The organism is Microbacterium oxydans (assembly GCF_000956525.1).
GTDB lineage: Bacteria > Actinomycetota > Actinomycetes > Actinomycetales > Microbacteriaceae > Microbacterium > Microbacterium oxydans_A.
Genome location: NZ_JYIW01000020.1, coordinates 69077 through 93233, shown reverse-complemented (window position 1 = coordinate 93233; position 24157 = coordinate 69077). Strand labels below are relative to the sequence as shown.

The 24157-nt window shown below is 65.0% G+C and carries 26 protein-coding genes; 13 read left to right on the top strand and 13 right to left on the bottom strand.

All coding sequences use genetic code 11. The features are described 5' to 3' along the window. Nucleotides 1-40: 40 nt before the first annotated feature. The gene (locus RS83_RS04960) at nucleotides 41-529 is read right to left on the bottom strand and encodes a low molecular weight protein-tyrosine-phosphatase (RefSeq protein WP_045278411.1); all 489 of its coding nucleotides are present in this window, start codon (nucleotides 527-529) and stop codon (nucleotides 41-43) included. Between the two features lie 161 nt (nucleotides 530-690). Here RS83_RS04960 and RS83_RS04955 point away from each other — a divergent pair, with 161 nt between their 5' ends. Together RS83_RS04955 and RS83_RS04950 are read left to right on the top strand one after the other, a co-directional pair. After that, on the top strand, nucleotides 691-954 hold the full coding sequence (locus RS83_RS04955) for a hypothetical protein (protein WP_045278410.1): 264 nt from the start codon (nucleotides 691-693) through the stop codon (nucleotides 952-954). Then, nucleotides 951-2231: a lipase chaperone gene (locus tag RS83_RS04950; protein WP_052678869.1), complete on the top strand. Its 1281-nt coding sequence runs from the start codon at nucleotides 951-953 to the stop codon at nucleotides 2229-2231. The genes RS83_RS04955 and RS83_RS04950 overlap by 4 nt, the downstream gene beginning before the upstream one ends. A 9-nt stretch (nucleotides 2232-2240) precedes the next feature. Here the strand turns inward: RS83_RS04950 and RS83_RS04945 are convergent, their stop codons facing one another. Genes RS83_RS04945 through RS83_RS04935 form a run of 3 tightly spaced genes read right to left on the bottom strand, consistent with a single transcriptional unit; the run spans nucleotide 2241 to nucleotide 3274 of the window. Then, nucleotides 2241-2645: a phage holin family protein gene (locus RS83_RS04945; RefSeq protein WP_045278409.1), complete on the bottom strand. Its 405-nt coding sequence runs from the start codon at nucleotides 2643-2645 to the stop codon at nucleotides 2241-2243. Between the two features lie 53 nt (nucleotides 2646-2698). Continuing rightward, the gene (locus RS83_RS04940; protein WP_082071527.1) at nucleotides 2699-3064 is read right to left on the bottom strand and encodes a type II toxin-antitoxin system death-on-curing family toxin; all 366 of its coding nucleotides are present in this window, start codon (nucleotides 3062-3064) and stop codon (nucleotides 2699-2701) included. Nucleotides 3065-3067: 3 nt separating this feature from the next. Beyond that, nucleotides 3068-3274 (bottom strand): ribbon-helix-helix protein, CopG family, encoded by a 207-nt coding sequence (locus tag RS83_RS04935; RefSeq protein ID WP_045278408.1) that lies wholly within the window; start codon nucleotides 3272-3274, stop codon nucleotides 3068-3070. An 88-nt stretch (nucleotides 3275-3362) separates the two neighbouring features. On the opposite strand from RS83_RS04935, the gene RS83_RS04930 reads away from it, so the two are divergent. From RS83_RS04930 to RS83_RS04910, 5 genes are all read left to right on the top strand, one after another. Further along, a complete protein-coding gene (locus RS83_RS04930) occupies nucleotides 3363-4463 on the top strand; it encodes a histidinol-phosphate transaminase (RefSeq protein ID WP_045278407.1) in 1101 nt (366 codons plus the stop codon). A gap of 27 nt (nucleotides 4464-4490) precedes the next feature. Further along, nucleotides 4491-5618, top strand: coding sequence for a thiamine pyrophosphate-dependent dehydrogenase E1 component subunit alpha (locus RS83_RS04925; RefSeq protein WP_045278406.1), 1128 nt, complete (start codon nucleotides 4491-4493; stop codon nucleotides 5616-5618). Continuing rightward, nucleotides 5615-6595 carry an alpha-ketoacid dehydrogenase subunit beta gene (locus tag RS83_RS04920; protein WP_045278405.1) on the top strand — a complete coding sequence of 327 codons (981 nt, stop codon included), beginning with the start codon at nucleotides 5615-5617 and terminating at the stop codon, nucleotides 6593-6595. Before RS83_RS04925 ends, RS83_RS04920 begins: the two co-directional genes overlap by 4 nt. Before the next feature lie 86 nt (nucleotides 6596-6681). Next, entirely contained in the window at nucleotides 6682-8043 is a 1362-nt protein-coding gene (locus RS83_RS04915) for a dihydrolipoamide acetyltransferase family protein (protein WP_045278404.1), read from the top strand. Nucleotides 8044-8183: 140 nt separating this feature from the next. After that, a complete protein-coding gene (locus RS83_RS04910; protein ID WP_082071526.1) occupies nucleotides 8184-8453 on the top strand; it encodes a helix-turn-helix domain-containing protein in 270 nt (89 codons plus the stop codon). Between the two features lie 446 nt (nucleotides 8454-8899). Here the strand turns inward: RS83_RS04910 and RS83_RS04900 are convergent, their stop codons facing one another. Continuing rightward, nucleotides 8900-9802, bottom strand: coding sequence for an FAD-dependent thymidylate synthase (locus RS83_RS04900; RefSeq protein WP_052678866.1), 903 nt, complete (start codon nucleotides 9800-9802; stop codon nucleotides 8900-8902). 203 nt (nucleotides 9803-10005) lie between these two features. Beyond that, nucleotides 10006-11076: a hypothetical protein gene (locus RS83_RS04895; RefSeq protein ID WP_045278401.1), complete on the bottom strand. Its 1071-nt coding sequence runs from the start codon at nucleotides 11074-11076 to the stop codon at nucleotides 10006-10008. A 121-nt stretch (nucleotides 11077-11197) separates the two neighbouring features. On the opposite strand from RS83_RS04895, the gene RS83_RS04890 reads away from it, so the two are divergent. The 6 genes from RS83_RS04890 (at nucleotide 11198) to RS83_RS04865 (ending at nucleotide 17804) form a co-directional block, all read left to right on the top strand. After that, nucleotides 11198-11974 carry a TIGR04255 family protein gene (locus RS83_RS04890; protein WP_045278400.1) on the top strand — a complete coding sequence of 259 codons (777 nt, stop codon included), beginning with the start codon at nucleotides 11198-11200 and terminating at the stop codon, nucleotides 11972-11974. Then, nucleotides 11971-12372 carry a hypothetical protein gene (locus RS83_RS04885; protein ID WP_045278399.1) on the top strand — a complete coding sequence of 134 codons (402 nt, stop codon included), beginning with the start codon at nucleotides 11971-11973 and terminating at the stop codon, nucleotides 12370-12372. Before RS83_RS04890 ends, RS83_RS04885 begins: the two co-directional genes overlap by 4 nt. 6 nt (nucleotides 12373-12378) lie before the next feature. Then, nucleotides 12379-12918, top strand: a complete 540-nt coding sequence (locus RS83_RS04880) for a hypothetical protein (protein ID WP_045278398.1) — start codon at nucleotides 12379-12381, stop codon at nucleotides 12916-12918. A gap of 405 nt (nucleotides 12919-13323) precedes the next feature. Then, nucleotides 13324-14547 carry an ATP-binding protein gene (locus tag RS83_RS04875; protein WP_045278397.1) on the top strand — a complete coding sequence of 408 codons (1224 nt, stop codon included), beginning with the start codon at nucleotides 13324-13326 and terminating at the stop codon, nucleotides 14545-14547. After that, the gene (locus tag RS83_RS04870; protein ID WP_045278396.1) at nucleotides 14540-16855 is read left to right on the top strand and encodes a hypothetical protein; all 2316 of its coding nucleotides are present in this window, start codon (nucleotides 14540-14542) and stop codon (nucleotides 16853-16855) included. Before RS83_RS04875 ends, RS83_RS04870 begins: the two co-directional genes overlap by 8 nt. Before the next feature lie 97 nt (nucleotides 16856-16952). Next, entirely contained in the window at nucleotides 16953-17804 is an 852-nt protein-coding gene (locus tag RS83_RS04865) for a hypothetical protein (protein ID WP_045278395.1), read from the top strand. Nucleotides 17805-17948: 144 nt separating this feature from the next. Here RS83_RS04865 and RS83_RS18215 read toward each other — a convergent pair whose 3' ends face one another. The 7 genes from RS83_RS18215 to RS83_RS19175 all read right to left on the bottom strand — a co-directional run bounded on the left by RS83_RS18215 (nucleotide 17949) and on the right by RS83_RS19175 (nucleotide 24154). Then, the gene (locus tag RS83_RS18215; RefSeq protein ID WP_052678864.1) at nucleotides 17949-19094 is read right to left on the bottom strand and encodes a DUF4062 domain-containing protein; all 1146 of its coding nucleotides are present in this window, start codon (nucleotides 19092-19094) and stop codon (nucleotides 17949-17951) included. A gap of 22 nt (nucleotides 19095-19116) precedes the next feature. Then, entirely contained in the window at nucleotides 19117-19650 is a 534-nt protein-coding gene (locus RS83_RS04855; RefSeq protein ID WP_045278394.1) for a hypothetical protein, read from the bottom strand. A 96-nt stretch (nucleotides 19651-19746) separates the two neighbouring features. After that, nucleotides 19747-20235: a hypothetical protein gene (locus RS83_RS04850; RefSeq protein ID WP_045278393.1), complete on the bottom strand. Its 489-nt coding sequence runs from the start codon at nucleotides 20233-20235 to the stop codon at nucleotides 19747-19749. 311 nt (nucleotides 20236-20546) lie between these two features. After that, nucleotides 20547-20852 carry a hypothetical protein gene (locus RS83_RS04845; RefSeq protein ID WP_045278392.1) on the bottom strand — a complete coding sequence of 102 codons (306 nt, stop codon included), beginning with the start codon at nucleotides 20850-20852 and terminating at the stop codon, nucleotides 20547-20549. Between the two features lie 196 nt (nucleotides 20853-21048). Continuing rightward, on the bottom strand, nucleotides 21049-22797 hold the full coding sequence (locus RS83_RS04840) for a zinc-ribbon domain-containing protein (protein ID WP_045278391.1): 1749 nt from the start codon (nucleotides 22795-22797) through the stop codon (nucleotides 21049-21051). Between the two features lie 36 nt (nucleotides 22798-22833). Beyond that, the gene (locus RS83_RS18700; protein ID WP_156153118.1) at nucleotides 22834-24051 is read right to left on the bottom strand and encodes a helix-turn-helix domain-containing protein; all 1218 of its coding nucleotides are present in this window, start codon (nucleotides 24049-24051) and stop codon (nucleotides 22834-22836) included. Continuing rightward, on the bottom strand, nucleotides 24026-24154 hold the full coding sequence (locus RS83_RS19175; protein WP_269429876.1) for a hypothetical protein: 129 nt from the start codon (nucleotides 24152-24154) through the stop codon (nucleotides 24026-24028). The genes RS83_RS18700 and RS83_RS19175 overlap by 26 nt, the downstream gene beginning before the upstream one ends. Nucleotides 24155-24157: the final 3 nt, after the last annotated feature.

Below are 24157 nucleotides of genomic sequence, written 5' to 3'. Positions count from 1 at the left end.
GAAGGCTGGAAAGTCAGGGGAGTCCTCCTGATCGGGCCCGTCAGATGCGGGGGGTGCGGGGGAGACGCAGTGCGGGTTCGAGCTGTCGGAACAGGCCTCTGGTCGCCGCCTCAATCATACCGAGCACCGAATCGAACATTTCCGTGCCGGCGTAGTAGGGATCGGGCACGTCGTGCGTCGACGCATCCGGGTCGAAGGCCAGCAGCAGCGTGACCTTGCCCTCCTGATCCTCGTCGGACGCCCATTCGCGCAGGATCCGCTCGTGCGTGCGGTCCAGCGCGACGACCAGGTCGTTGTCGGCGAACGAGGCCAGCGTGAACTGCCGCGCGCGATGCTGCGAACCGTCGTAGCCGCGACGCGCGAGCGAGTCGATCGTGCGGTGATCGGCGCGTTCGCCCAGATGCCAGTCGCCGGTGCCGGCGCTGCGTGAGACGATCCGCGAGCCGAGTCCCTGGCGTTCTGCGAGATCGCGGAAGACCACTTCGGCCATCGGTGATCTGCAGATGTTTCCCGTGCACACGAAGATCACGCGAAAGGGATCCGTGGCTGTCACTCACCCATTCTGCCTGGAGTCGGCGATCCTGCACAGTTCCAGTGACTCCTCCTGCACGGAAAATCTTCTCCGCCGTCGGTCCACGGCGCCCGTCGCGGACCCGTCGTCAGGTGCTCCGGGCCGCGGATGCTGGACGCATGCACTCCTTCTTCATGGCCGAGGCCAGCACCTCGGACGACGTCTGGACCTGGTTCTGTGCGGCGCGCGAGCTCCGCACCGCGATCGAGATCGTCGAAGACGCGTCCGCAGTGCTGGCGGGTCTCGTGGTCGACACCGCCTGGGAAGCGGATGGCGTGCGGGCGCTGCAGGACAGGATCGTGGCGCTTCGGGTCGCCGCCGAGCACGAGCTCGGCGAGCTGCAGATCCGATCCGACGAGCTCGACAGGGCTGGCGTGCTGTGAGCGACGACCTCGACATCCGTCATGGCGGGGCGATCGCCGTCGACACGGAAGCGCTGCGCGATGTGGGCCATCGGCTCGCGATGCTGGCCACGGGATTCGATGACGCGTGGGCGGCGGTGCGCAGGGCGCACGGTTTCATCGTCGACGCCGGCGGTTTCGGGGGAGCGGTCGACCTCGCGGCACTCGCAGCCGGCGGGGAGCGGATCGGCGGCGTGTGCGAACAGACCCGCGATGCCGGCGCGGGGACCCTGCTGATGGCCGACGTCTACGAGGTGGTCGAGCTGCGGGCGGAGGCCGATTCCCTCCGCCTGGTCGGCGGTGCGGCCGCGGATGCCGTGCAGGCTCGGCTCGATCGGCTGCTCGCGTCCGATCCGCGCCTCGATGGCATGTCGGAGTGGCTGATCGCCGACTGGAAGGACCGACGCTTCGAGGGGCTCGACAGCCAGTTCGATCCCGGTGGGCTGATGACCCCGTTCCTCATGGGTGGGGCGAGCGCCGCCCTGCTGTCCGGGCTCGGCACGCTGCGCCCGGGTGCGAGGCTGCGGGGAACGGCGGATGCCGTGTCGGTCGCTGCGGTGCGCACCAGCACCCCGGATGGGCCTCCGACGAGTCTGGCCGGCGCGTTCGCCCGGCTGCCGACCGCGCCGGGCGCGCAGGTGAAGGTGGAGCGCTACACCCTGCCGGACGGCAGCCGACAGTTCATCGCATATGTGAAGGGCTCGCAGTCACTGGCGGTCGGCGGCTCGCAGCCGTGGGACATGCGCTCGAACCTGCAGCTGTACACCGGCGAGACCTCGGCGTCGTATCAGGCGACCCTCGACGCGTTGGAGGCCGCCGGCGCAGAGCCGGGGGACCGGGTGGATGCAGTCGCCCACTCGCAGGGCGGGATCATCACCGCGCACCTCGCCATGGAGAGCGGCTACGACGTGCGGGTGCAGCTCACGGCGGGCAGTCCGGTGGAGCCGGCGCTGGGCGACGACCAGCTGCTGATCCAGCTGCGGCACACCGACGATGTCGTCTCGTCGCTCGCCGGGGGCGGTTCGCCGGCGGGCACTGGTTCGCCCGACAGCTTCACGGCCGAGCGGGTCGGCGATCCGAGCCGAGGCCTGCAGGATCTCGCGCTCGCTCCGCATCAGATGGATGCCTACCTCGAGACCGCGGAGCTGGTCGACGACTCGGGCGACCGGCGCTTGGAGGCGCTCGATGAGCAGTGGGCCGAGCTCGACGGTGCGGTCGACATCACCTCGACCGAGTTCCGTGCTGAGCGGACGGGCTGAGCCGTGCGCTCAGTCGCGACGCGGCTTCTTGCTCTGCGGACGCAGGATGAATCCGAAGACACCGTTGATCAGCGAGATGATGATCGCCGCGAGGACGCCCCACCAGAAGTCACCGACGGTCAGTCCCCAACCGAAGCCGCTCGTGATCCATGCGGTCAACCACAACAGGAACCCGTTGATCACGAACCCGATCAGACCGAGGGTGAGGATGTAGAGCGGGAACGCGACGATCTTCACGACCGTGCCGATGATCGTGTTCACGAGTGCGAAGATCGCGGCGACCGCGAGCAGCGTGAGGACCAGCTGCAGCGTCTCCCCAGGGGGGAAGGCGATGATCACGACCTGCAGGGCGGGGATCAGCGTCACGACCCAGAGGGCGAACGCGTTGACGACGACTCGGATGATGAAGCGCATGGTGCGCCCAGTCTTCCACGATCGACTCGATCTGTCAGCGGCTCCGGTGCGGCTCAGCGGATGTGCGCCGCGATGATGTCAGCGATCTCCTGCAGATCGAGGCGGCTCTGAGCCACATCGAGGACCAGATCGAACGCCTCATCATTCGTGAACGTCAGTTCGTAGCCGTTCAGCTCGATGAAGATGAACGTCAGGTAGAGCGCGATCCGCTTGTTGCCGTCGAACAGCGCGCGGTTCTGCGCGACGGAGCTGATGAGCGATGCGGCCTTCTCCTCGAACGTCGGATACGCGTCGGTGCCGAACATCCCGGCGGATGGCCTGGCGAGAGCGGAGAACAGCAGGCCTTCGTCGCGCACGTGCAGTCCCAGCACGGCGATGAGGGAGAGCGCCTGCTCCGGTTCGATGAACTCCGTCGCCACGCGTCAGGCGTCCTCGAGGCGCTTGATCGTGTCGGCGTATCGCTCGGTGATCCCAGCGGCGATCGAGAGCACACGGTCGGTCTTCGTCTCGCTGTTCGCGAACCTCGTCGCCGCTTCGATGAGGATTGCGTGCTTCGACGTGTGTCGCGCACGCGCGATCGCCTCGAGTTGCGCATCGAGCTCTTCGGGAAGTCGTACGGTCATAGCCATACCAGAATGGTACCAACACTCCTCTCCCCGCGCTCAGACAGCGCGAGATTCCGCGTTCGCCGCGGACCCCAGCTCGTAGACTCATCACGTGACCGACGAGATCCTGCCCCGCATCCGCCCCGCCATCGCCGCACTCGCGCCGTACCGCCAGGGCAAGCCGGCGGGTCCGGACGCGTTCAAGCTGTCCAGCAACGAGAACCCCTTCGACCCGCTCCCCTCGGTCGTCGAGGCGCTCACGCACATCACACCGATCAACCGGTACCCGGATGCCACTGCCGGCCGTCTGCGCGAACGACTCGGTGCTCGCTACGGCGTCCGCCCCGACGAGGTGCACGTCGCCTCGGGGAGCGTGTCGATCCTGCACCAGCTGATCCTCGCCACATCGTCCGTCGGCGACGAGGTCATCTACGCCTGGCGCTCGTTCGAGGCATACCCGAGCCTCCCGCTCGTCGCCGGAGCGACCGGCGTGCAGGTGCCCCTTCGACAGGTTGAGGGGCCCAACAGCGGGGGACGCCACGATCTCGATGCGATGGCCGATGCCGTCACCGACCGCACCCGGGCGATCATCGTGTGCACCCCCAACAACCCGACCGGGCCGATCGTCACGAGCGCCGAGTTCGCGGCCTTCGTCGAGCGCGTCCCCGCCGACGTCCTGATCATTCTCGATGAGGCATATGGCGAATTCGTCACTGCCCCCGACGCGGTGAACGGTCTCGAAGAGCGCATCTTCGAGCGGCATCCGAATGTCGTCGTGCTGCGCACGTTCTCGAAGGCCTACGGGCTCGCCGGGCTCCGCGTCGGCTATGCGATCGGGCACGAGAAGGTGCTGGATGCCGCGCGCACCACCGGCATCCCGCTCTCCGTCACCTCGGCAGCCGAGAATGCGGCGATCGCGAGCCTCGACGCCGAGGCCGAGCTGCTCGAACGGGTCGCGGCGATCGTCGAACGTCGCACGGTGCTGGTCGAGGGGCTCCGCGCGCAGGGCTGGGATGTGCCCGATGCGCAGGGCAACTTCGTCTGGCTGCCGACCGGCGACCGCACCGACGAGGCGGCGGCCGCCTTCGTCGAGGGTGACCTCATCGTGCGGCCGTTCTCGGGCGACGGCATCCGCATATCCGTCGGGGAGCATGAATCCGTGGACAAGGTCCTACAGGTTTCGGGATCCATTGTGCGCACCCTCCAGCCCTAGGTGCCCAACCTCGGATAGCGTGGAACGGTGACCTCGCCAGAGACTGAACTCGTCCGCGTCCTGGAAGCGGACGGCCGCTTCGCGCCCAGTCCTGCTGCCGAGAGATATCTGCCGTTGATCGAGGCGATCAGCGATGCGGAGCTCGAGCAGCTCTACCGGGACATGGCCGTCATCCGCGCCATCGATACCCAGGCGACCAATCTGCAGCGTCAGGGGCAGCTCGCCCTGTGGCCGCCGAGCCGCGGGCAGGAAGCCGCTCAGGTCGGCTCGGGTCGCGCCGCCCGCGCGCAGGACACGATCTTCCCCTCGTACCGCGAGCACGCCGTCACGCGCATCCGCGGTGTCGATCCGGTCGACATCATCAAGCTGATGCGCGGAGTCTCGCACGGCGGCTGGGACCCGACGGATCCGAAGAACGGCAACACCAGGCTGTACACGCTCGTGCTCGGGTCGCAGGTGCTGCACGCGACGGGCTTCGCCATGGGCCGCCTGTTCGATGGGCGTTCCGGTACCGGTGACCTCGACCGCGACGAAGCCGTCATCGTCTACTACGGCGACGGCGCCTCCAGCCAGGGCGATGTGCACGAGGCGATGGTGTTCGCGGCGAGCTACCAGGCGCCGACGGTCTTCTTCCTGCAGAACAACCACTGGGCGATCTCGGTGCCGGTCTCGACGCAGTCGCGCGTGCCGCTGGTGCAGCGCAGCGCCGGTTACGGCATCCCCAGTGTCCGCGTCGACGGCAACGACGTGCTCGCCAGCTACGCCGTCTCGCGCATCGCACTCGACGAGGCCCGCTCGGGTCAGGGACCGCGGGCGATCGAAGCGGTCACCTACCGGCTCGGCGCCCACACCACGAGCGACGACCCGACGAAGTACCGCGGCAACGACGAGGAGGAGTCGTGGGCGCTGCGCGACCCGATCACCCGCATGCGTGCATTCCTCGAAGGGCGCGGAGCTTCGGCATCCTTCTTCGACGAGGTCGATGAGGAAGGCGCGGATGCCGCAGAGGACCTGCGTGCGCGCACGGTCGAGCTCGGCCCGCCGCCGGTCTCGAGGATGTTCGACCACGTCTACAGCGATCCGCATCCGCTGATCGAGGAGCAGAAGGCGTGGCAGGCGCGCTACGAGGCATCGTTCGAGGGAGGCCAGGCATGACGCTCGAGACGATGCCGCTGAGCAAGGCGATGAACGCCGGGCTGCGCGCGGCGATGGAGAACGACCCGAAGGTCCTGCTCATGGGCGAGGACATCGGCAAGCTCGGCGGAGTCTTCCGCGTGACCGAGCACCTGCAGCGCGACTTCGGCGAGCGACGAGTGCTCGACACCCCGCTCGCGGAATCCGGCATCGTCGGCACCGCCATCGGACTCGCGATGACCGGCTTCCGGCCCGTCATCGAGATCCAGTTCGACGGCTTCGTGTTCCCGGCGTTCGACCAGATCACCACGCAGCTCGCGAAGCTCACGAACCGACACGAGGGCGGACTGAGTCTGCCGATCGTCATCCGCATCCCGTACGGCGGGCACATCGGTGCCGTCGAGCACCACCAGGAGAGCCCTGAGGCGTACTTCGCGCATACGCCGGGTCTGCGTGTGGTGTCGCCGTCGACGCCGAACGACGCGTACTGGATGATCCAGGAAGCCATCGCCTCGAACGATCCCGTGATCTTCATGGAGCCGAAGAGCCGCTACTGGCAGAAGGGCGAGGTCGACCTCGAGTCGTCGGGGGCGGCGCTGCATGCCTCGCGGGTGGTGCGCCGCGGTACCGACGTCACCCTCGTCGGGCATGGTGCGATGGTCACGACCCTGCTGCAGGCGGCCGCGCTCGCCGAGTCCGAGGGGACCAGCTGCGAGGTCGTCGACGTGCGCTCGCTCTCGCCGATCGACTACGCGCCCATCCTCGACTCGGTGCGCAAGACCGGGCGCATGGTCTACGCGCAGGAGGCCCAGGGCTTCACGAGCATCGGCAGCGAGGTCGCCGCGACCGTCATGGAACGCGCCTTCTACGCACTCGAAGCCCCGGTGCTCCGGGTGTCCGGCTACGACACCCCGTTCCCGCCCGCGAAGCTCGAGGGCATCTACCTCCCGGATGCCGACCGCATCCTCGAGGCCGTCGACCGCTCCCTGGCGTACTGACGCACCTGACACATTCCTCTGGTCGCTGACACCCCCGCTGGGTCCCTGAGCCTGTCGAAGGGCCCCAGATTTCGAAAGGACCGCTCATGAGCACGCAGAACTTCAACCTCCCCGATGTCGGCGAAGGTCTGACCGAGGCCGAGGTCGTGACCTGGAAGGTCGCGCCGGGCGATACGGTGGCGATCAACGACGTGATCTGCGAGATCGAGACGGCGAAGTCGCTCGTCGAGCTGCCATCGCCGCACGCCGGCGTGGTCGGTGAGCTGCTGGTCGGCGAGGGCACGACGGTCGAGGTCGGCACACCGATCATCACCTTCGTGACCGACCCTTCGACGGGCTCGGGGCCCCAGGGCGGTGCCGGTCCTGCGGTCGCCGTCGCGCCCGCGCCGGAAGAGGGCGGCGGATCGGTGCTCGTCGGCTACGGCACGGGCGGTGGCGCGACGTCACGGCGCAAGCGACCAGCCGAGCGGCCGGTGCGTTCCTCGGTGGGGGTGATCGCGAAGCCCCCGATCCGCAAGCTCGCGCGTGACCTCGGCGTCGACCTCACCACGGTCGCCCCGACGGGTGCCGACGGCGAGGTCACCCGTGACGACGTCATGAAGCTGGCCTCTCAGGCGAGCGTGTTCCGCAACATCGAGACCCCCGAGTGGGGTGCGGTTCGCGAAGAGACCGTGCCGGCGCCGCAGAGCGCCCCGGGCGGGCTCGCCCGCGGCCTGGCGCCGACCCCCGCATCGACCGGCGACGACTCGCGCACGGAGTCGATCCCGGTGAAGGGCGTGCGCAAGGCGACCTCGTCGGCCATGGTCCAGAGCGCGTACTCGGCGCCGCACGTGACCGTGTGGAAGGAGATCGACGCGAGCCGCACGATGGAACTCGTCAAGCGCCTCAAGGCTTCGCCCGACTACGCCGACATCCGTGTCTCGCCGCTGCTGATCATGGCTCGCGCCGTGATCTGGGCTGCCCGGCGCACGCCGATGGTGAACGCCGCGTGGATCGAGACCGAGGGTGGCGCCGAGATCGCCGTCCGCCACTACGTGAACCTCGGTATCGCCGCGGCGACACCCCGCGGGCTCCTCGTCCCGAACATCAAGGACGCCCAGGACCTCGGCATGAAGGAGCTCGCCCGCGCGCTCAACCGCCTCACGGTCACGGCGCGCGAGGGCAAGACCTCCCCCGCGGATCAGCAGGGTGGCACGATCACGATCACGAACATCGGCGTGTTCGGGATGGATGCCGGTACCCCGATCATCAACCCGGGCGAGGCCGGCATCGTCGCCATGGGCACGATCAGCCAGAAGCCGTGGGTCGTCGACGGCGAGGTCCGCCCTCGTTGGGTCACGACCGTCGCAGGTTCGTTCGACCACCGCGTGATCGACGGCGACGGCATGAGCCGCTTCATCGCCGACGTGGCATCCGTGCTGGAGGAGCCCGCGCTGCTCGTCGACTGATATTGGACGCCCTTCAAGATGCTCTTTCTTCAATCGAAGTTGATCCGCTCAAACGAAAGTGATCCAGAAAGACGCAATTGATCCAGAAAGACGCAATTGATCCCGGTAAACACTGGGATCCCGGGTTCGGAGGCTGTGGGATGGCACGTAAGGAAGCACGAGCAACGCCGGCCATGCTCTCATCGCAGTGGCCGGACGCGCCGTCGACAGATCCCGTCGGCGAGGCCGCGCGTCGGTTCGCCCTGGGCCTGAAGTCGGCGATAGGCGAGCGCTCGGTTCGAGAGGTAGCGCGAGCCGCGGGCCTCGACGAGGGCACCATTCGCAAGATTCTGCTGGGCGAATCCTGGCCGGATCTACGTACCATTTGGAAGCTGGAGTCATCGCTCGAGACACAGCTCTATTTCCGCTGACCTCGGTTGCGAAGCCGTTCGACACGGCGGCGAGGATGTTTGCCGGCACCTCGCGCTACCGAGATCCGTGGTTCGACCGTCACATCGTTTGCCGGCCACGGATTGCCTGTTTGACGTCTCGGACCTCGTAGGCGACGGACTCGATGTACTTGCCTGCCTGAATGAGCGGGTCGGCTTCGGCGATGGACCGTCGCCACGGCTCGACATCGAGGTGGAAGGTCTCTCGGAAGTTCCGGCCCTCCGCGTCCTCATATGACACCTGAACGGTCCAACGAGGAGCCGGTTCGTCGCCGACCCCAAAGTCTTCGCTAACGCGATGGGCGTTGTCATATGCGGTTCGAGCGGGCTGCAGGGCGAGGAATGCCAAGTCTACTGTTGCGCGTGCTTCGCCTGGGCGTCCGTTGGTGCCCTCGGCTGAAGTCCAGGTCGAGGACGCTTACATTCGCTTACGTGCGGGTGCGCGCGAGCTCCGCGATCTGACGCAGCTGCGTCCACCCGTCAAAATTGGACACGGTAGTTGGATGAGCGCCCGGGGTCGCGACGTGCTCGAGTGGTGACCAGTGCGGCGGCTCCGCCGACACGAGCTTCTGATACAAGTCGCGGTCAGCCTCAATATCTCGGACGCCGGTGTGCGTCAGGTACGACACGCGCGCGCATCGGGCCGCGCTGATCTCACGGCGCAGTGTCCAGTACGCGTCCTCGCTCGAACCTACGGCTTCTCGGATGTGGTCGTCGGTCACTTCGTCAATGTACGGGGTGTGCCACCCTTTACCGCCTGCGACGGCGTCAGGCGTGGACGCTTCCAGTGCCTCGCGCATCCAGGAAGCGACTGCGTGAATTTCCGGCTGCGCGTTCGGGCTGATGCGTTGGGTGAAGAACCCGTCCCAACGGGTGCTGCTGACGATGATGCGGTGCCACATGAACGGTTCCAGCAGGCGGTTCACGATGGACTTGTGCACTCCGAGCGCCACGAGCTTCTCCGCGGAGGCGATGGCAGCGTCACGCGCTACGAGCCACTGAGCGCGAGCCTCCTCCACGAGGTTGGAGTTCAGCTCGTCACCGCCCTGCATGCCCGCCTTCTCCTGCGGGAAAGACAGCGGAATCGCGGGTGCATCGCGAAGGTACTGCAGCTGCTTACGCACCGGGATCGCACGAGACGAGGCGCTGTTGCGGCTGAACACACGGTGCGTGTTGAACTCCGATAGCACGAAACGGTGGCACTGCACCTCGAGGGTTGTCAGGCGCACGCCCTCGGGGGAGATGGAGTCGGCGATGACCTGAGCGTAGACCGTGCTCCTGTCGCCGTGAACGGCGCGCGCGGAAGCGGGGCGAGCAACGGGGATGGGCATATCTGTAGGGTACCGCTCCGGGGTGACGCCCTAGCCGAGCGTCACGTTGAAAACTGCGGCAGACCTGTCACTGGCCGGATCACCACTTTGACCAACGCAGACTCTCGGGCCGTGATGACAGACGGACAGCCCTGAACGAAATAGCGCTCGTGACCGCCGTCGTTTCGCCCGCTGTGCGCCTGCCGCGAAGACGTCAGGCGTGGTCACCGCGGAGGGACGAGAGCGTTCAAACGTCGCGCTCGGCGGATGAGGTATGCGCTGAAGCCCAGCACCCCCTCGCGGGACTCAGTCAGCACGAGCCCCCGTCCTTCGCCTGTGTCCGCGTCGCGGCCCCAATCTGCACCTGACTCCAAGACGTCGACCGGGGTTGCCCACATCGCAACATCGTGGGTGGCGCGCAGGACGCGCGACTGGCGAGCCTCCGGGAACTCTGATGTGCAGTCCACCACGTGCTCGTGAGTAGTTGCAGTGAAATACGGGAAGCTGGCTGTGATGTCTCGATTCACCTGATCCGCGGTTTCGACGAACGGAGTGAAGGTCAGTCGGTCGATGAACGTGTCGCCGCACACGTACACAGTGCCGTCGACGGTGATCTGTGCGCTGATCACTCTGCAGTCACCGTTCGGCACGCGAGCGTTCAGCCACTCCCAGGCGACGGTCTGGTCCGCAGGTTCCTCCGGATGAAGGGGCGGACTCATTCCCGGCTGACTCATCAGCGGGAACCCCGTCCATTCCCCGCGTCGGTCGCGGTGCACGATGTCCGGGTGAAGGCTGGCGAAGAACCGCAGCCCGGCGAGCATGGTCCCCATGACTTCCCGACCCTCGAGGTGCGCTCGATAGTTGTGGCGCAGGTTCTGCGTGCCTTTGTGGAGTTGGTCGTGAACGTCGTCGGGAACTTCGTCCCAATCCATGTACCCGCGGAAACCAAGATCTCCGCCGACGATCCGGAAGGTTTTGGAGGGTCGCACCACGTGGAGTACGTGCTGGCTGACGTTGCGGACGTACTTCACCGCTGAGATCAGCTCGGTCCCCGGCGCGGCCTCCTTGAAGAGGGCTGCGTATGCCGCCTTGTCCGCAGCGGACTTCGTGAGCAGATCGTTCAAGACCTGAGCGGCTGACAAGAAAGAGCGGACCGATGTCGCCTGATCCTCAGCGGACCCCGCGCCAGCTGTATGGGCGTAGTACGCCGATGTGGCGACCTGCAAGTCCCGCATGGACGCCTTCAGCGCGGGCAGTTCCGACTCGGCGAGAGTTATGAGGGGTGGGTGGGTCACGTATCCTCCGTCGGTGGCATGGTGATGCGACTCTATGGGTATCAGGCGAAATTACCGCCGTTACAGGCGCCGCGACGCGACAGGGATAGAGTGACAGTGTGCTCCCTCAGGATCGGCTCACATGAGTCAAGTGGATGGCCCGTACCCTCACGCGCCTGTCGTCGAGGCTGGGCTCACTCTCGCTTTCGAGGACGGGAAGGTCTTCGACGTGCACGAGCTCGAGCGGCGTTTCGACGAGCAGTTCCCCGATTGGAAGACTCAGGGGATCTACAAAGTGTCAGACACTTTCGTGCCTATGTCGGTGCCCCCCGAGGGTGCACTCGGGGACAGGAGCACGCTCGTCGGCTTCCAGCGATCCACCGACCGGGAGCGCGTGCGGTTCATCGAAGACGAGATCCGCTACGTGCGCGTCTACGACCAGGGCAGCGACGACCAGAACTACAAAGACTGGGACGCGTTCATCGGACAGGCGATGGGGCACCTCGTACCCCTCGTCGCCGACGTCGCCGGCGAGACAGTGACCTATGCGCAGGCGCGTTTCGTCAACGAACTGCCCGTTCCGCAGGACAGGGAGTACGAGATCCGCGACTGGGTTCGCCTGGCGGTGGATGTTCCCGGGCGGCTACCTCAGGACATCAACCGGATGTTCACGCAGGTGGACATCCCGTTCAACCGTGAAGACACCGGCATCGTGAACACCCGCAACACTGTTTTCGCCGGGGTCAGAGAAGGTGAAGCGATACTTGTACTGGACATCGAAGTCAGTAAAGAATTCGCTCACAGGAACGTCACTGGCCTGGAAGATATTCTGGGAGTGCTACGTTCCGTTAAGAACGAGCTTTTTGAAGGCGCTATAACAGATGCCTGTCGCATTCGCATGGGGGGAGAACTGAAATGACAATCGCACTTCCGGACCGCTCTGTTCGGTCCCGCCGCGTCGTCAGCTACGTCAGCGACCGCAACCCATACGAACCCGACCGCCCCTACGTCGGCGTGTGGGACTCCTTCGATCTGAAGCGCCATTTCGTTGCCGACGTCGTCCCGACGGCCATGACTGCTGCGGAGATCGAGGCGCTTGTCGCCGAGGTGCACCTCGCTGACATCACTCCCAGCGATAACGACACGACTTACATCGAGTGGGAGACGGCAGAGGGGTTCGCTTCACTGGAAGTCGGCTACACGCGCTTCGCCTTCACCTTCCTCCCGAACAGCACCTCCATCCAGGAGCGCTACGGGCAGTCGGGCGCCCTCACGGATCGCTCGAGGATCACCTCGCTGATCCGCAAGCATTCCTGACAGGCCGTGACTGAGGACTCCGCGGGTGACGCTGACGTCGCCTACCTTGACGTCGATGCGGACGAGTTCATCCTCCGGGCGCTCAATAAGCACGACGTCAATGGGAGCAAGCAGGTCAAGTGGCAGGCGATGGCGCCGGCTCCAACAGAGTCCATGAGTTCCGTGATGCGACTTCGCTTGCTCGGCCCTGACGCCGCGAAGGCTGAGGGTCTTCGGATCAAGGGGCCGAAGTTTGTCGGGTTTGGTCGAGCCCTGGCATCGACCTACCTCCGCGCCGCGAAGAGCATCGACGACTCTCGGGAAGAGTTCCACGGTCATGCCGACCTCGACCATGGGTTCCGGCGTCCCCCAACAGGCGAGCCGCTCCTGCCGGGAGAACCGGCCGACCCATCCGACGAGTATCAGGTTGCCGTGTTCCACTACCGCGGTATCGCGAACGCATTGTGCTACTTCGAAGACGCGACGCCGGCGCCCACCTGGGCAGGTGCAGACCTCGCCGCCGCATGCGCGAACGAGGGCTGCGCAGATCCTTGCCCACACGCCTGACTGGTCATCAGCGCGCCAACCCGCAGTAGATCTGCCGAGATATTTCGGCAGATTTGGTTGGGAGTGCCGTGGGTGGGGTCGTTCTGCCAAGGAAACCAGGCCCCAGCCGAGGTGACCTTGGCTGGAGTGTGCCCAGTGTTTTCAGGGGCTCCGCGCACTTGGTCACCTTGGCAGAGATACTATTTTCAGCGCCTGAACCGGTCTGTTCGCTCTTTCTGGACTTGGCAGAGGGCTTGGTTGGCCTTGTCTGCCTGATCTTCGCGGGGGTGTCGGGGGATGCGCCGCAGGGTAGGAGGCGAGGGCGGAGTGCACCCGCCCCGCCAACTCCGCAGTGAAACTTCGGACGACGTCACCGAACGGGGAAGTGACCCGGGGTTCTGTTAGGTTGCGAGGCATGGAGTGCAGATGAAGTCGTTGAGTGTGCCGCAGAGGCTCGACAAGGTCGGACCCGATGACCTCACCGCACAGCTCGCGGATGGCGCCGGCCCACTGTCGATGGCCAGCACGACCGTCACGACGAACCCGCTAGCAATCCCGCAGGCGCTGCTCGCTGTAATCTCGTGGAGTCACATGAACCGGGAGGTCGTGACCAAGTTCCCGTTCGACAATGAAGAGGAAGCCGCGAAGAAGCTTCAGCGCAACACGGTGCTGCTCACCGCGATCCTCATGGCGGACAAAGTTACCGGCCCCGGTGGCGCGGACGTCACCGTCGATGCCTATCGTGCGGCGCTGGCAGCACTCAAGCAGGCGGACAACATCCCCGCATCGGGGAGTGGTGAGAGTGTAGGGAGCGAGCGCGCCGTGATCGCGGCCGACCACATCCCGCCGTTGCGCGCTCCGCGGGGCTTGTATCTGCATACCTCGGATGGCCCAACCATCGCGCACGAGGCAGTCGAGGTCTACGCGAAGAAGCTCATCGAGATTCCGCGGCCCGTGTGGCCCCTCGGCTGGCGTGTGATGGGGATGAGCCCCGTGGGCCTCCGTCATGACGACCGTTTCGCCTACGACGCGTATGACCTCGGTAAAGCGCTGTTCGAACTCGTCCAGAACACTCACGACCACGCACGGTCGAACGCGCTCGACGCGCGCTACACGCACTCCGTGCGAGGTGTGCATGTGCGCGCCCTCACGCAGAAGCGGGCACGCCTGATGGAGTCGGCTGCGCAACAGCGTGACCTCTCCGAGTACTTCGCGGCGTTCCCGTCGGGGTCGAAGCCTACGACGATGGGCGACCAGCTTCGCTTTGTCGCGGTCACCGTGTTCGACTCGGGGCCCGGGCTCGCGGCACGCACTCTCTGGAAGTCGGGGCTGCGAGGGAACGCGAGGCCTGAACAGGAGCTTCGGGCGATGCTCGACGCGCTCCGCAAGCACGACTCGGGTGATGATGACGGTCTTCGAGGACTCGGGCTCACGAACGTGCAGAAATACCTCACCAAAGTCGGCGGCTACGGCATGATCCGCAGCGGACGGTTCCGGCTCACCCGAGACTTCCGCGCGCACCCGTACACGAAGGGTGAAGACAACAGCAACAAGTGGTGGGGGCAGCTGGCGAAACCAAGCGTACTGACCAAGGTGAGAGGCACCGCGTTCACGATGGTCGTCCCCACGCGGGGAGGCCAGCATGGCTGAGGCCAGCAACGCCAAGGCGTTCTCCGTCACCTTCGAGGACACGTTCGTCTATTCGACCGTCGTCGATGACGGCTCGAGTCTGCCGCGCGCGGTCACCATCGCGTTCTTCGCGACTGCAGCCCCGGTGGGCGAGGACCTGGGCGAGAGGTTGAAGGAACACTTCAAGCACGTGCCCATGTCGGAGGAGCTGTGGCTAGTGGCAGCCGAGACGCTCCGGGACAAGGCGGAGATGCTGCTCGTCGACCCTGAACTCAAGGACAGGCTCCAGCGGTCATCGGCCCTCGCTACCATTCGCGTGGTCACGTTCGATGTTCACGGCACGTGGACAGAGGTCACGGCCCGGGCAGCCACTGACACCTTCGATGTCTCAGCAGCGCAGCAGTGGGCACAGACGGCGGGCCTCCGACGTATCTTCAAGGACACCGGGGCGCTCCTGGACGCGCATGCGGGCCTCCACTATATCAAGCCCGGAGGCACGCACACCCGACGGTTTATCCGTGCGGCGGCAGCAACAGCTCGCTCCGCACATGCGAACTTCGTCGCCGCAGCCCTCCTCGAATGGGCTTCCGCGCAGAGCTTCGAGCGGATCTGGGTGGACACCGCCTCCATCACCGGGGTCGGGTATGCTCTCGGGGAGCTCCTGCACACGCTCGACGAGCGGCCATTGCCCCGAGTAGACAGTTTCGGTGGCCACGAAGGGCTAAGGAACGTCTCGTTCACGACGACGTGCATCGCCCTCATCTCCGCCTCCACGTCTGGCGTCTTGTCGAAAGCGCTGGAAAGCGAATCCGTTGCACTCGGCCAGCAGCGCACCCTCTTCTACATCGGAGAGGGGACGACACAGAATGTCCTCTGCGACATGTCGGACCGTGAGGGTGACACCGACCATGACCTCGTGACGCCTTGGCCGTCGTACGAGCGTGGCGACTGCCCGGACTGTGACAACCAACAGAATGCGATTGTCCTTCGCGGGGACTCGTTCACGCCGGCACCTGGCCTCGCGACACCCGTGACCCTCGTCGCGAAGTACAGCGACGCGAAACACCAGGCGTTCTCGAAGCACTTCTTCCAGAAGGAGGTGCTCAGTCTCAACCGCCATGACAACGTCAGCTCGTCGCTTCGTCGACCCATCTCCGTGCATCTGGCGAACTATGTGGCCACGCCGGAGGGGCGAGCCGAGATCGAACGCCGCCTCAACCGGGACATCCCGTTCCGCACCCGCTACATCATCCACGCGGACAACCCCGATGCGCTGGCTATCGCGGAGATCGCGATGCAACTGTGTACTGATGTCGGCCTGAAAGACGTTGAACTCATCTCGGCCACGACGCTGGCCTCCATGACCACCAAGCTGAACCTCGGCGTATCGCTCGTGGTCGCGGGCGTCGTGAACCGCGGGCAGGATCTTCTCAACATAAGTCGCCGTCTTCGAAAGCTCATCCTGGGTGGCGGCGACATCGCCTACTTCATCGGGGTGCTTCGTCCGCCGAGCCAGAAGCTATGGGACCAGACGAAGTCGAACCTGGAGTGGCGTACCGAAGGGGGGAAGTACGCCCTGACGCACCACTGGTATGTCGAAACCGAGTCGGCGGCGGAGGAGGACTCCCCCTGGACGCAAGAAGCCGACGTCATGCTGACAATGAAAAGCTGGTTGAAGACCCAGACATCCGGCGATCCCGTCGAGGCCGTCATCGACGCCCGGGTTGCAGCATTGTCCGACGAGTTGCCAGGGCGCAGCGCGTTTCTCAACAGCGACCATGGTGCGACGAACGCGACCTTGGACATGCGGCTGAACCCTAACTTCGCCTTCTGGGACAAGGCCATCGGGAGTCGCGCACCGGAGGCGACCCACGCCGAGGTCTACTTCACCGTGTCCACCGTTCTGCACCGCGCGCGCCACAGCCAGGACGGCAAGTACTCGCTCTTCGAGCAGCCAGGCTTCGGGAATGTGCTGTCGGCGGAGAACTTCAACCGATTCAACGATGCAGTCATCCAAGCTGCGCTGCTCCGGGCAGCGCGCGGTCGTGAACTCCGATTCGAGGAGCTCGACAATGAAAGCCGGCAGATGGCCGCCATCATCTGCGCCTCCCTCAGCAACTGGAGCGACATCGAGCAAGGTGGTGCGGCGCTCGAGTTCGTCCTCGCCCTCATCCGCGGCTACCAGCAGCTGCCAGGAGCGCTCCGTCTCGCCGACCGGCACATCGATCTTGTGCTCACCGCCGGAGCTGGCATCCCGAGCACCTCGGCGCCCTTGCTTGAACTCGCGCTGCGCTACTTGCAGGCCCGGGTCGCCGAAGCCAGGGCCTGACACACACACACACGAATCGGGCCTGCACCGTGCGCATCGAGATCGCCGCGCAGTTTTTCGGTTGGTAGCAACTCCGCGCGACTCTACGCTTTGAGTTGTGCGCATCTACGACTTCTTTCGTGAAGAGGTTACGACCGAGGAAGGCTGGACAAGCCGTACCGTCGACCTTGACCTTGGTCTGTTGCGTGGACTCCGTCGCGGGCCGAGTTCCGAGCATCCGGACGAAGAAGTTGGACTCGCGCTCACTCTCCTTGCTAGGCGTGAGTTCACCGCGTACGGGACCGACTCGGTTCTAGCCATTACCGACGAGGGGTCGCGCGACCTGATGCGGACGTTGGCGGCGGTGGCTAGGCGACTCGGGGTAGATGAGTTCATGCCGCCCTTCATTGACTTTCCGGCCTTCCGTACGTACTGGACTCAGCACGACCGCTACGGAAGTTGGCAAGCTCGACGCGACATGATCGTCACGTGGTTCGAGCCGCTACAAGAGCAACTGGAGGCTCGGGAGGATTCCGCCCTCGCGGGTGAACTCGTCGCCCCCGTCACTCCTGCCCAGCGCATGGGCTGGCCAAGCGTGGATACCGAGGTACAAGAACTCCGCCGCCACTTCCACACGGCGCGGACTGTGCAGGACTATCGCAACATTGGTAACGACTGCGTGGCCGTACTCGAAGCCCTCAGCGCTACCGTCTATGACGCGGCGCTGCACCTCCGCGAAGGAGAAATCGAGCCCGCCGTAGCGCAGACGAAGCAACGCCTCGAACGCTACGCTGACGTCGCTTTCCCCGGTCCTGGCAACGAGCAAATGCGCGCTCTAGTGAAGAAGACCATCGAGTTCGCCCAAGCGGTCAAGCACAACCCGAATGGCACCCGAGTGCGCGCTGGCATCGCCGCCGACGCAGTGATCCAGCTGGCCAACATTCTGCGCCGCATTGCTGACAACGCCTAGGCGGACCCCGACAGATCCGTATTGCTCATCGACCGCACGCACGCGTGTTGGATTGGATAGCGCAGACCCCAAACTTCACGGGCGACGGAAGGACAAATGAGCGTTGGGTATACGCCGCGCTCTCCGAGAGCCTGTCGCGAACGCCTACAGGCCGGTCACGACACCGTCGATGGAGGTGGGCTTCGGATCGGGCTCGTTCACGTACACTCGCCGAGGCGTCCAGACAGCGCGGAGCCTGCGCGATCCCTGATGGGAGGGGCCGAGGGTGAACGCATCGACGCGGGCTGCGATCCCATCTAGGAGCATCCGCTCCGCGAAAAGCAGGCGCGCCACGGGGCGAAGGACTGCATCGTCTAGCGCCGCGCCACGGATCTCCGCGAACGGGTCGATGGGCTGAGACCCCCACCCCGCCATGTCTCCGAGCTGATTCGTACCGAACAGGCCGTCGGACAAAGAGCGACGCAGAATCTCGTCCGCGCTCACCCCGTTGACGCTTGACGACATTCGGAAGGAGGAAGTCTCTTGCACGGTCAGGGTGAGGTTCTCCTCATGGCGGGCGGTCGATACTGTCCGGGTCGATAGGGCAGCGACCTGGGCCTGACGAGCTTCGGATGGGGATGTGAACGTGACGCTCGCGCGAGCATCGCGCATCCCTACCAGCTCAGTGTGTACTGCCGAGCTGAGGACATCGGCGCTGATCGAAATGCTTTGCCCGTCGGTGGAGAGCTCCTTCGCGCGAAAGACCGTACGACCTACCCGCACCCACGGAGCAAGTTCCTCGGAGGCAATCTCCCGCAAGCGTCGTTCGACTCGCTGGCCGAGATCGTCGGGGTCCGACCACGGGCTCGTGGTGTACAGGTTCCGGGCGCCGTCAATGAGATCCCGCTGGGCTCGATCCATTTCACCAGAGGTCTCACCGTTGACGAACAAGCACAGACGAAGTCCGTTCGTCTCCGCCTCCCGGAGTTCGGCATGGGTGGCGGAGTCCCCGTCGGGCATTCTGACGCCGTATCGGGGTCCGAACAAACCGATGTAGATCTCAGAGCTCCGAACGCCCCGAAGGTATGCCTGCTCCGCGCTGATGTCCTGCGCGCCGAGGTCGTCCTCGAACATCACCGGCATCGCGCCGAGCCTTTCGATGGCCTCTCGGACGGCCGCGCGTTCCGCCCGCATATCGCCGATGAGGCTCGATACGAAAACGCGTCGCCCACGTCCCCAGACCGGCAGGTCCTGGTCCGAGGCCGTCAACGACGCGGAACGCTGATCGATGAGCAGAGCGCCGTGGCTCATGGTCTGTTCTCCCTCTTTCGAGCTATTCGTCGAGGTTAGCGAGGAAGGAGCGCGTTAGCGCACCCATGTCGGGTTGGCGGGCGCTGAAGCTTGACTGAGCGCTCGGCGCGAATTTCAAGGGCTCGTCGAATCCGTCGACCGTCACCGTCAGTGCAAAGATGCCGGGCCAGGCGCGCCTTGGTTCGCGGTCAACAAGGCCAAACGGTTCCTCAGTGCGCACGTCTCGGACACCCCGGCGGGAAATTGCTCGACAGGTCAGATCGCGGGACTCTCGACGTCCGGTAGTACGCGCTTCAACGATTCGGCGTGTTGTGACGGCATGCACGCTGACCATGTACGTCTCTAGGTCCACGTCCACGAACACCGCGTCGACCGTGTCGCCACCGCAGAGCAGCGTGAGATTCGAGATCAGCTCGGAGTACCACGGGGGGATGCTGCCTCGGAACACATAGTCATCGAGGAGGGTCTCTACTTGCCGGTTGCTAATGAGCCAGTCATGAATATCGACAGCCAGTGCTTGGTCGGCCTCGTCCAGGGACGGGTGTTCTAACCGCATCGCGCCTCCTTAGGTTCTTGCTCGCACGCTAGTGGAGACCGCGGACATCCAGCTTCGGTCATCGGCGCGTTGGGTGTCCTCGTCGCGTGACCGGTGCTACGGCGTCGGGCTCGGGCTGGGCGCGATTTCCGTCGGGACAGCGGCGAGGGTGCCTGCAACGCCCACGGCGATGCTTAGAGCGAGCAGGACGAACCCGATACGCGTGATGTGTCCGCGGTTGTCCAGCCACTTCTGGTCGGCCTCGAGGATCTCCATCTTGGTGTCATCAAGGTGGTATCGCGCGGAAAGCGGATGCATGCGCAGGATATCAGTTCGCGCCGCGCGGACGTTGAGCAGCTGTCCCTTCCGGGGAAACATCACCACGAGGCCCGCGACCGCTGCCGCGAACGTCAGTACGAGCGCCGCGAGCGTCAGGGCGTTGATGTTGTCGCCCAACCGCAGTGCCCCGGCGATTCCCGCGGCCCCGATGAGCACGGCCCCGCGCTGTTCCATGGCCGTCGCGCGTTGAGCGCTCTGCGCTATCTCGCGGTCGAGTTCGTCCGAGAGGATCTGCAGTTGTCGGCCGCGCCCACGAAGGTTTAGCACGGCAATCCCTACTTGGACGGCTTCTTCGGCTTGTCCAGAGGCGGGCGTTTGTTCCCGTAGTTCTCCTGAGCCGGTGATTTGTAGCCGGTCTTCTTCCAGCCCTCGTTGGGCTTCGGCGGAGGGGGCGTCTTAGCCACAAGCGACCTGCCCATCAACTGCGACCACGGAAGCCAACCTCTCTGTTCGTCTGGGGAGACCCAAGCCTAGCGAGGAGCGCCGGCGGTCGGGTCGGGTATCAGCGCTCCAAAAAATGACGTGGGCGATGGTCGCTACGTTGAGAGCATCGGAGCGGTACTGAACAGTGCTCTCAGTCAGTTTCCGACGCGCTCTAAGAATGACCGAAGGTCGAACAGCAACGCCTCCTCAGTCTCGCCACCCGCTTGAGAGAGCCTGTCGAGGACCCACATGAGGATCATGTTGGATGCCGTCAAGATTGGAGTGAAATCAAGGCTGAGCTCGTCGTTGTCGTTTATAGTCGCGATGACAGCATCGACGCCGTTGAGCCGACCCATCGCCGTGTCAAACGCGGCGTGCTCCTCATCGGCGTCCTCGCTAGCGAGATACCCGGAGTACAGATCGACAAGCGCCTGTGCGACATCTCTTGTGTTCTGATTCATGTTGCTACCTTGCGGCGGAGGAGTCCTGATGGCAAGGGTCGTAGAGTTCACGACGCCGTGAAGCGAGGCGCGAGACGGCGGCGAGGGCGTGAGCGACTGATGGTTGCCCTCGCTGCGCTGCTGTTCTTGCCCGGAGCAGGACTATGTCTCGCAGGGTGCAAGCGCTCGGCGCCGCACGCACGCGGATGTCAGGAGCCTAAGCCTTCTCGGCCCACTGCCGGATCTGCAGCATCGCGGCACCGGGGTCAGATGCCGACGCGTACGTGACGAGTTCCAGGTACCCGGAGTCGCCGACGTTCAGTGGAGGCAGTGGGTCCTCTCGAAGCCGAACGACGAGGTACCCGGCGGCCAGGAGATCATGGGTTTTGTCGGTGTCGAGTGCGACCTTATCCCGATGCCAGTAGCTCCCGTCATATTCGATGGCTACGGGGCGGCCGTCGACTTCGATGCCGATGTCTATGGTCCACGTCAGGCGCCGTTGGAAGCGTTGGTCGCGGATCGTTGATCCCGACGACGCAGCTCCAAAAACGGCGATGGCCGCATCGCGGTACGCGAGTTCGACCGCGCTCTTGCCGGTGACTCGACACTCTGGGCACATGGCACCAGAAACTCGAGAGGCGACTGTCGCCTGCCAGATGTGCGTGGCATCGGTCGGACAAATCCAGGTCGGAAGGAAAGTCGTCCTTCCCGTCGGCATCACGTGCCAAGCGGACGCCGAATTCGATGGAGCCCATTCGGCCGCGAGCTCCGGGTAGAACCAGGCCAACGAGCCCAGCCGCGTCTGGCAGGTGGGACAGCGCCATCGCGGCCGCTTGTGCCGCTCCCGCGGTTGCGCCTCCCACTCATGTCCGCACTCAGGGTCACGCCACCACACCCGGCGTTTCGAGTTATCTCCGACTTTCGCGATGTTCACAGTGTTGAACTCGGGGTGCCACTGGCTAGCTAGCTCGGTGTCCAGCATCGGCCCTTCCTGCAGGCGAGCGTCGCGGGTCGCGTTGCCCCGACAGGAGGGGCACCCGTCATCGAGGTACCTCTCGGGGGACAGTCGGGCGCGGTGCCCCCCTGCGCAGACGAACGACCTTGCCGTCCAATCCCCAGCTGCTGGCACATTGCGCGGGTCTACCTCATCGGCCCATGCGGCCAACAGCTCCGGCACGTCGAAGACGGTCCTTGTAGCGAGGACGGAGCGTTCGACCATCCGGACGAAGGCCGCCATTTCTGCGCACTGCGGGCATACCGGGCGCCTTGCCATGTCGAGGATGGCGTCGGTGAATCTGTGGTCACACGCGGGACAGATCCACTGTGCATCACTCTTTGACCGCGGCGTAGCAGTCGCCCAGAGCTTCTCGGGATTGGCGTTATGGTTCCACCACGAGACTGCAGCGGAGTCGGAGTCCTTGAACAGCTCCTTCAGACGCGATGCTGGGCGTGCGGCGGTACTGCGCTTCGAGCTGTTGAAGCATGCGCAGCCGAACCCGATGTCGCCGAGCCGTTGCGCTGAGAGCCGAGCGCAGCTTCGGCACCTCACGTAGTGAGGGTCGCCACCGAGGGATGGCCCCGTCAAAGGCATGATGTAGTCGAATCCGTTGCTGTCGGCGTGCGCTCGGGCGATCTCCTCGGGAACGGGCGAGTAATCAGCGTAAGCCCCCATCATCTGCCGGCTATTCGCAGCCCATGAGCGCCAATAGCATGCGCGGCACGTCTTGATGTCGTGGGCGTTGTTGTCGATGACGTACTCGAAGCGGTAGTGCGCCTCAAGGTCGCATTCCATGCACCGCGTGAGGTGCCATGAGGTGGGCTTATCGAATGTGTCTAAAAGCTCGAGTCCACCACGGCGGAAGCGCTCGTCGATGTGCGGGATGCAGTAGGCGGGCTTCACCCTCGTCCGATACGCCGCAGCAGCGGAACACTGCTCCTCGGAACACTCCTGGGTGATGATGGGCATGAGTTGACGGGTCTCCTTGCTGATCCTGGCCAACTACTAGCGAGGGAAGCAGTCGGGGTAGCGGTTGGAGACGCCGAGTGAGTGAATGAAGTCGCCGATGAGGCGGTCGACTACTTTGAGAGGTTCGTCGCGGATCTCTTGGAAGCTCGCCGCCGTCGCTGCTTGGAAGGTGGCGGCCTCGTACACCGGCAGCGAGCGGGACGAGAGAATATGCATGCCGCGTTCGTCCTGCGGTCCCGCACTTGCGCCCTCGAGTCCGTAGAGGTGAACGCCGAAACCCCATGGGCCCCGGTACTCGAGCTGTTCGCCCAGCGCTCCAGCCCAGGCGACCAGTCGGTGAGACCACGCGATGGGGAGAGACTCGAAGACGCGCTTCGTGCCCTCCGGAACCCGGGGATGTTCCTCCAGATAAGTGAGTCGCGACATCACTCCCCGAATAGCGCCGGTGGTCTGCACTTCGATGTCCGCGGCCACCTCCGCGAGAAAGCCCTCTGTTGGTGTCTTCCTGCCTTCGGCAAGGCTCGTGAGCGCAACACCCTTCGCCCGTCGCACAGATGCAGTCAGCTCCCAAGGAGTGGGGGAGTGGTCGCGTACAGAACCTGGCACGCGATCCTCCTGTTCGTGAACGAGCTCACGAACAGCCGTCGGTGCGCCTCGGACGAACATACGAGCTAGGCCGTCGTCTGCAACGAGCGGTTCGGCGACGAAGTGCATTCGGCTCGCTGGGAGAGGCTGAGGGTCGCGTCGAAGTTCCTCGCTGAGGGCGTCAACTACTCGGCGGTCGCTCCTGGTTCTCGCCGCGTGCAGGCGTGCGACCTCCGCGTCATTCAGCTGACGCTTGGTTCTCTCTGCTCGACCCCAGTAGCGTCCGTCGACCATGTGTGGTGCTGCCGGACTAGGGGGAACTTCGATGACGAGGTAGCCAGCGCCGGGGTCATCGCGTGACGGGATGACGGTCGTCCGCACATACAGTCCGGGGTCCGGCCGGTTTGCCGCGATCTGCTCGGCGCGCTCTGACAGATCGGAGAGTGGCTGAGGTGACAGCGTGTAGGTGCCCGATTCGGGTTCGTCGACCCCGACGATGAGAACTCCGCCGTCGAGAGCGAAGGAGGCGATGTCCTGCGCGGTTTCCTTGCGTGATCCGGGTGTTGAACCGAGCTCCCGCTTGAAGTCCACGAAGTGGCCCTCAGGTACGGTGCCGGCGGATGTCACGGCCTCGATCTCGGCCTCAGTCGTCGGCAACCAGATTCCCATGGACCGATGATGTCAGATTGCCGGCCTGCCGGTATGTGGCCATGGCGGACGAGCAGGCGAAGATGGTGGCGGCGACCTGGAAGACCGTCGAGGCGGTGGGCATCCC

Coding starts and splice junctions, on each gene's coding strand:
- RS83_RS04955 (WP_045278410.1), top strand. CDS start 691: ATGCACTCCTTCTTCATGGCCGAGGCCAGCACCTCGGACGACGTCTGG.
- RS83_RS04945 (WP_045278409.1), bottom strand. CDS start 2,645: ATGCGCTTCATCATCCGAGTCGTCGTCAACGCGTTCGCCCTCTGGGTC.
- RS83_RS04935 (WP_045278408.1), bottom strand. CDS start 3,274: ATGGCTATGACCGTACGACTTCCCGAAGAGCTCGATGCGCAACTCGAG.
- RS83_RS04920 (WP_045278405.1), top strand. CDS start 5,615: ATGACGCTCGAGACGATGCCGCTGAGCAAGGCGATGAACGCCGGGCTG.
- RS83_RS04915 (WP_045278404.1), top strand. CDS start 6,682: ATGAGCACGCAGAACTTCAACCTCCCCGATGTCGGCGAAGGTCTGACC.
- RS83_RS04910 (WP_082071526.1), top strand. CDS start 8,184: ATGGCACGTAAGGAAGCACGAGCAACGCCGGCCATGCTCTCATCGCAG.
- RS83_RS04900 (WP_052678866.1), bottom strand. CDS start 9,802: ATGCCCATCCCCGTTGCTCGCCCCGCTTCCGCGCGCGCCGTTCACGGC.
- RS83_RS04890 (WP_045278400.1), top strand. CDS start 11,198: ATGAGTCAAGTGGATGGCCCGTACCCTCACGCGCCTGTCGTCGAGGCT.
- RS83_RS04885 (WP_045278399.1), top strand. CDS start 11,971: ATGACAATCGCACTTCCGGACCGCTCTGTTCGGTCCCGCCGCGTCGTC.
- RS83_RS04875 (WP_045278397.1), top strand. CDS start 13,324: ATGAAGTCGTTGAGTGTGCCGCAGAGGCTCGACAAGGTCGGACCCGAT.
- RS83_RS04870 (WP_045278396.1), top strand. CDS start 14,540: ATGGCTGAGGCCAGCAACGCCAAGGCGTTCTCCGTCACCTTCGAGGAC.
- RS83_RS18215 (WP_052678864.1), bottom strand. CDS start 19,094: ATGAGCCACGGCGCTCTGCTCATCGATCAGCGTTCCGCGTCGTTGACG.
- RS83_RS04855 (WP_045278394.1), bottom strand. CDS start 19,650: ATGCGGTTAGAACACCCGTCCCTGGACGAGGCCGACCAAGCACTGGCT.
- RS83_RS04845 (WP_045278392.1), bottom strand. CDS start 20,852: ATGAATCAGAACACAAGAGATGTCGCACAGGCGCTTGTCGATCTGTAC.
- RS83_RS04840 (WP_045278391.1), bottom strand. CDS start 22,797: ATGCCCATCATCACCCAGGAGTGTTCCGAGGAGCAGTGTTCCGCTGCT.
- RS83_RS18700 (WP_156153118.1), bottom strand. CDS start 24,051: ATGGGAATCTGGTTGCCGACGACTGAGGCCGAGATCGAGGCCGTGACA.
- RS83_RS19175 (WP_269429876.1), bottom strand. CDS start 24,154: ATGCCCACCGCCTCGACGGTCTTCCAGGTCGCCGCCACCATCTTCGCC.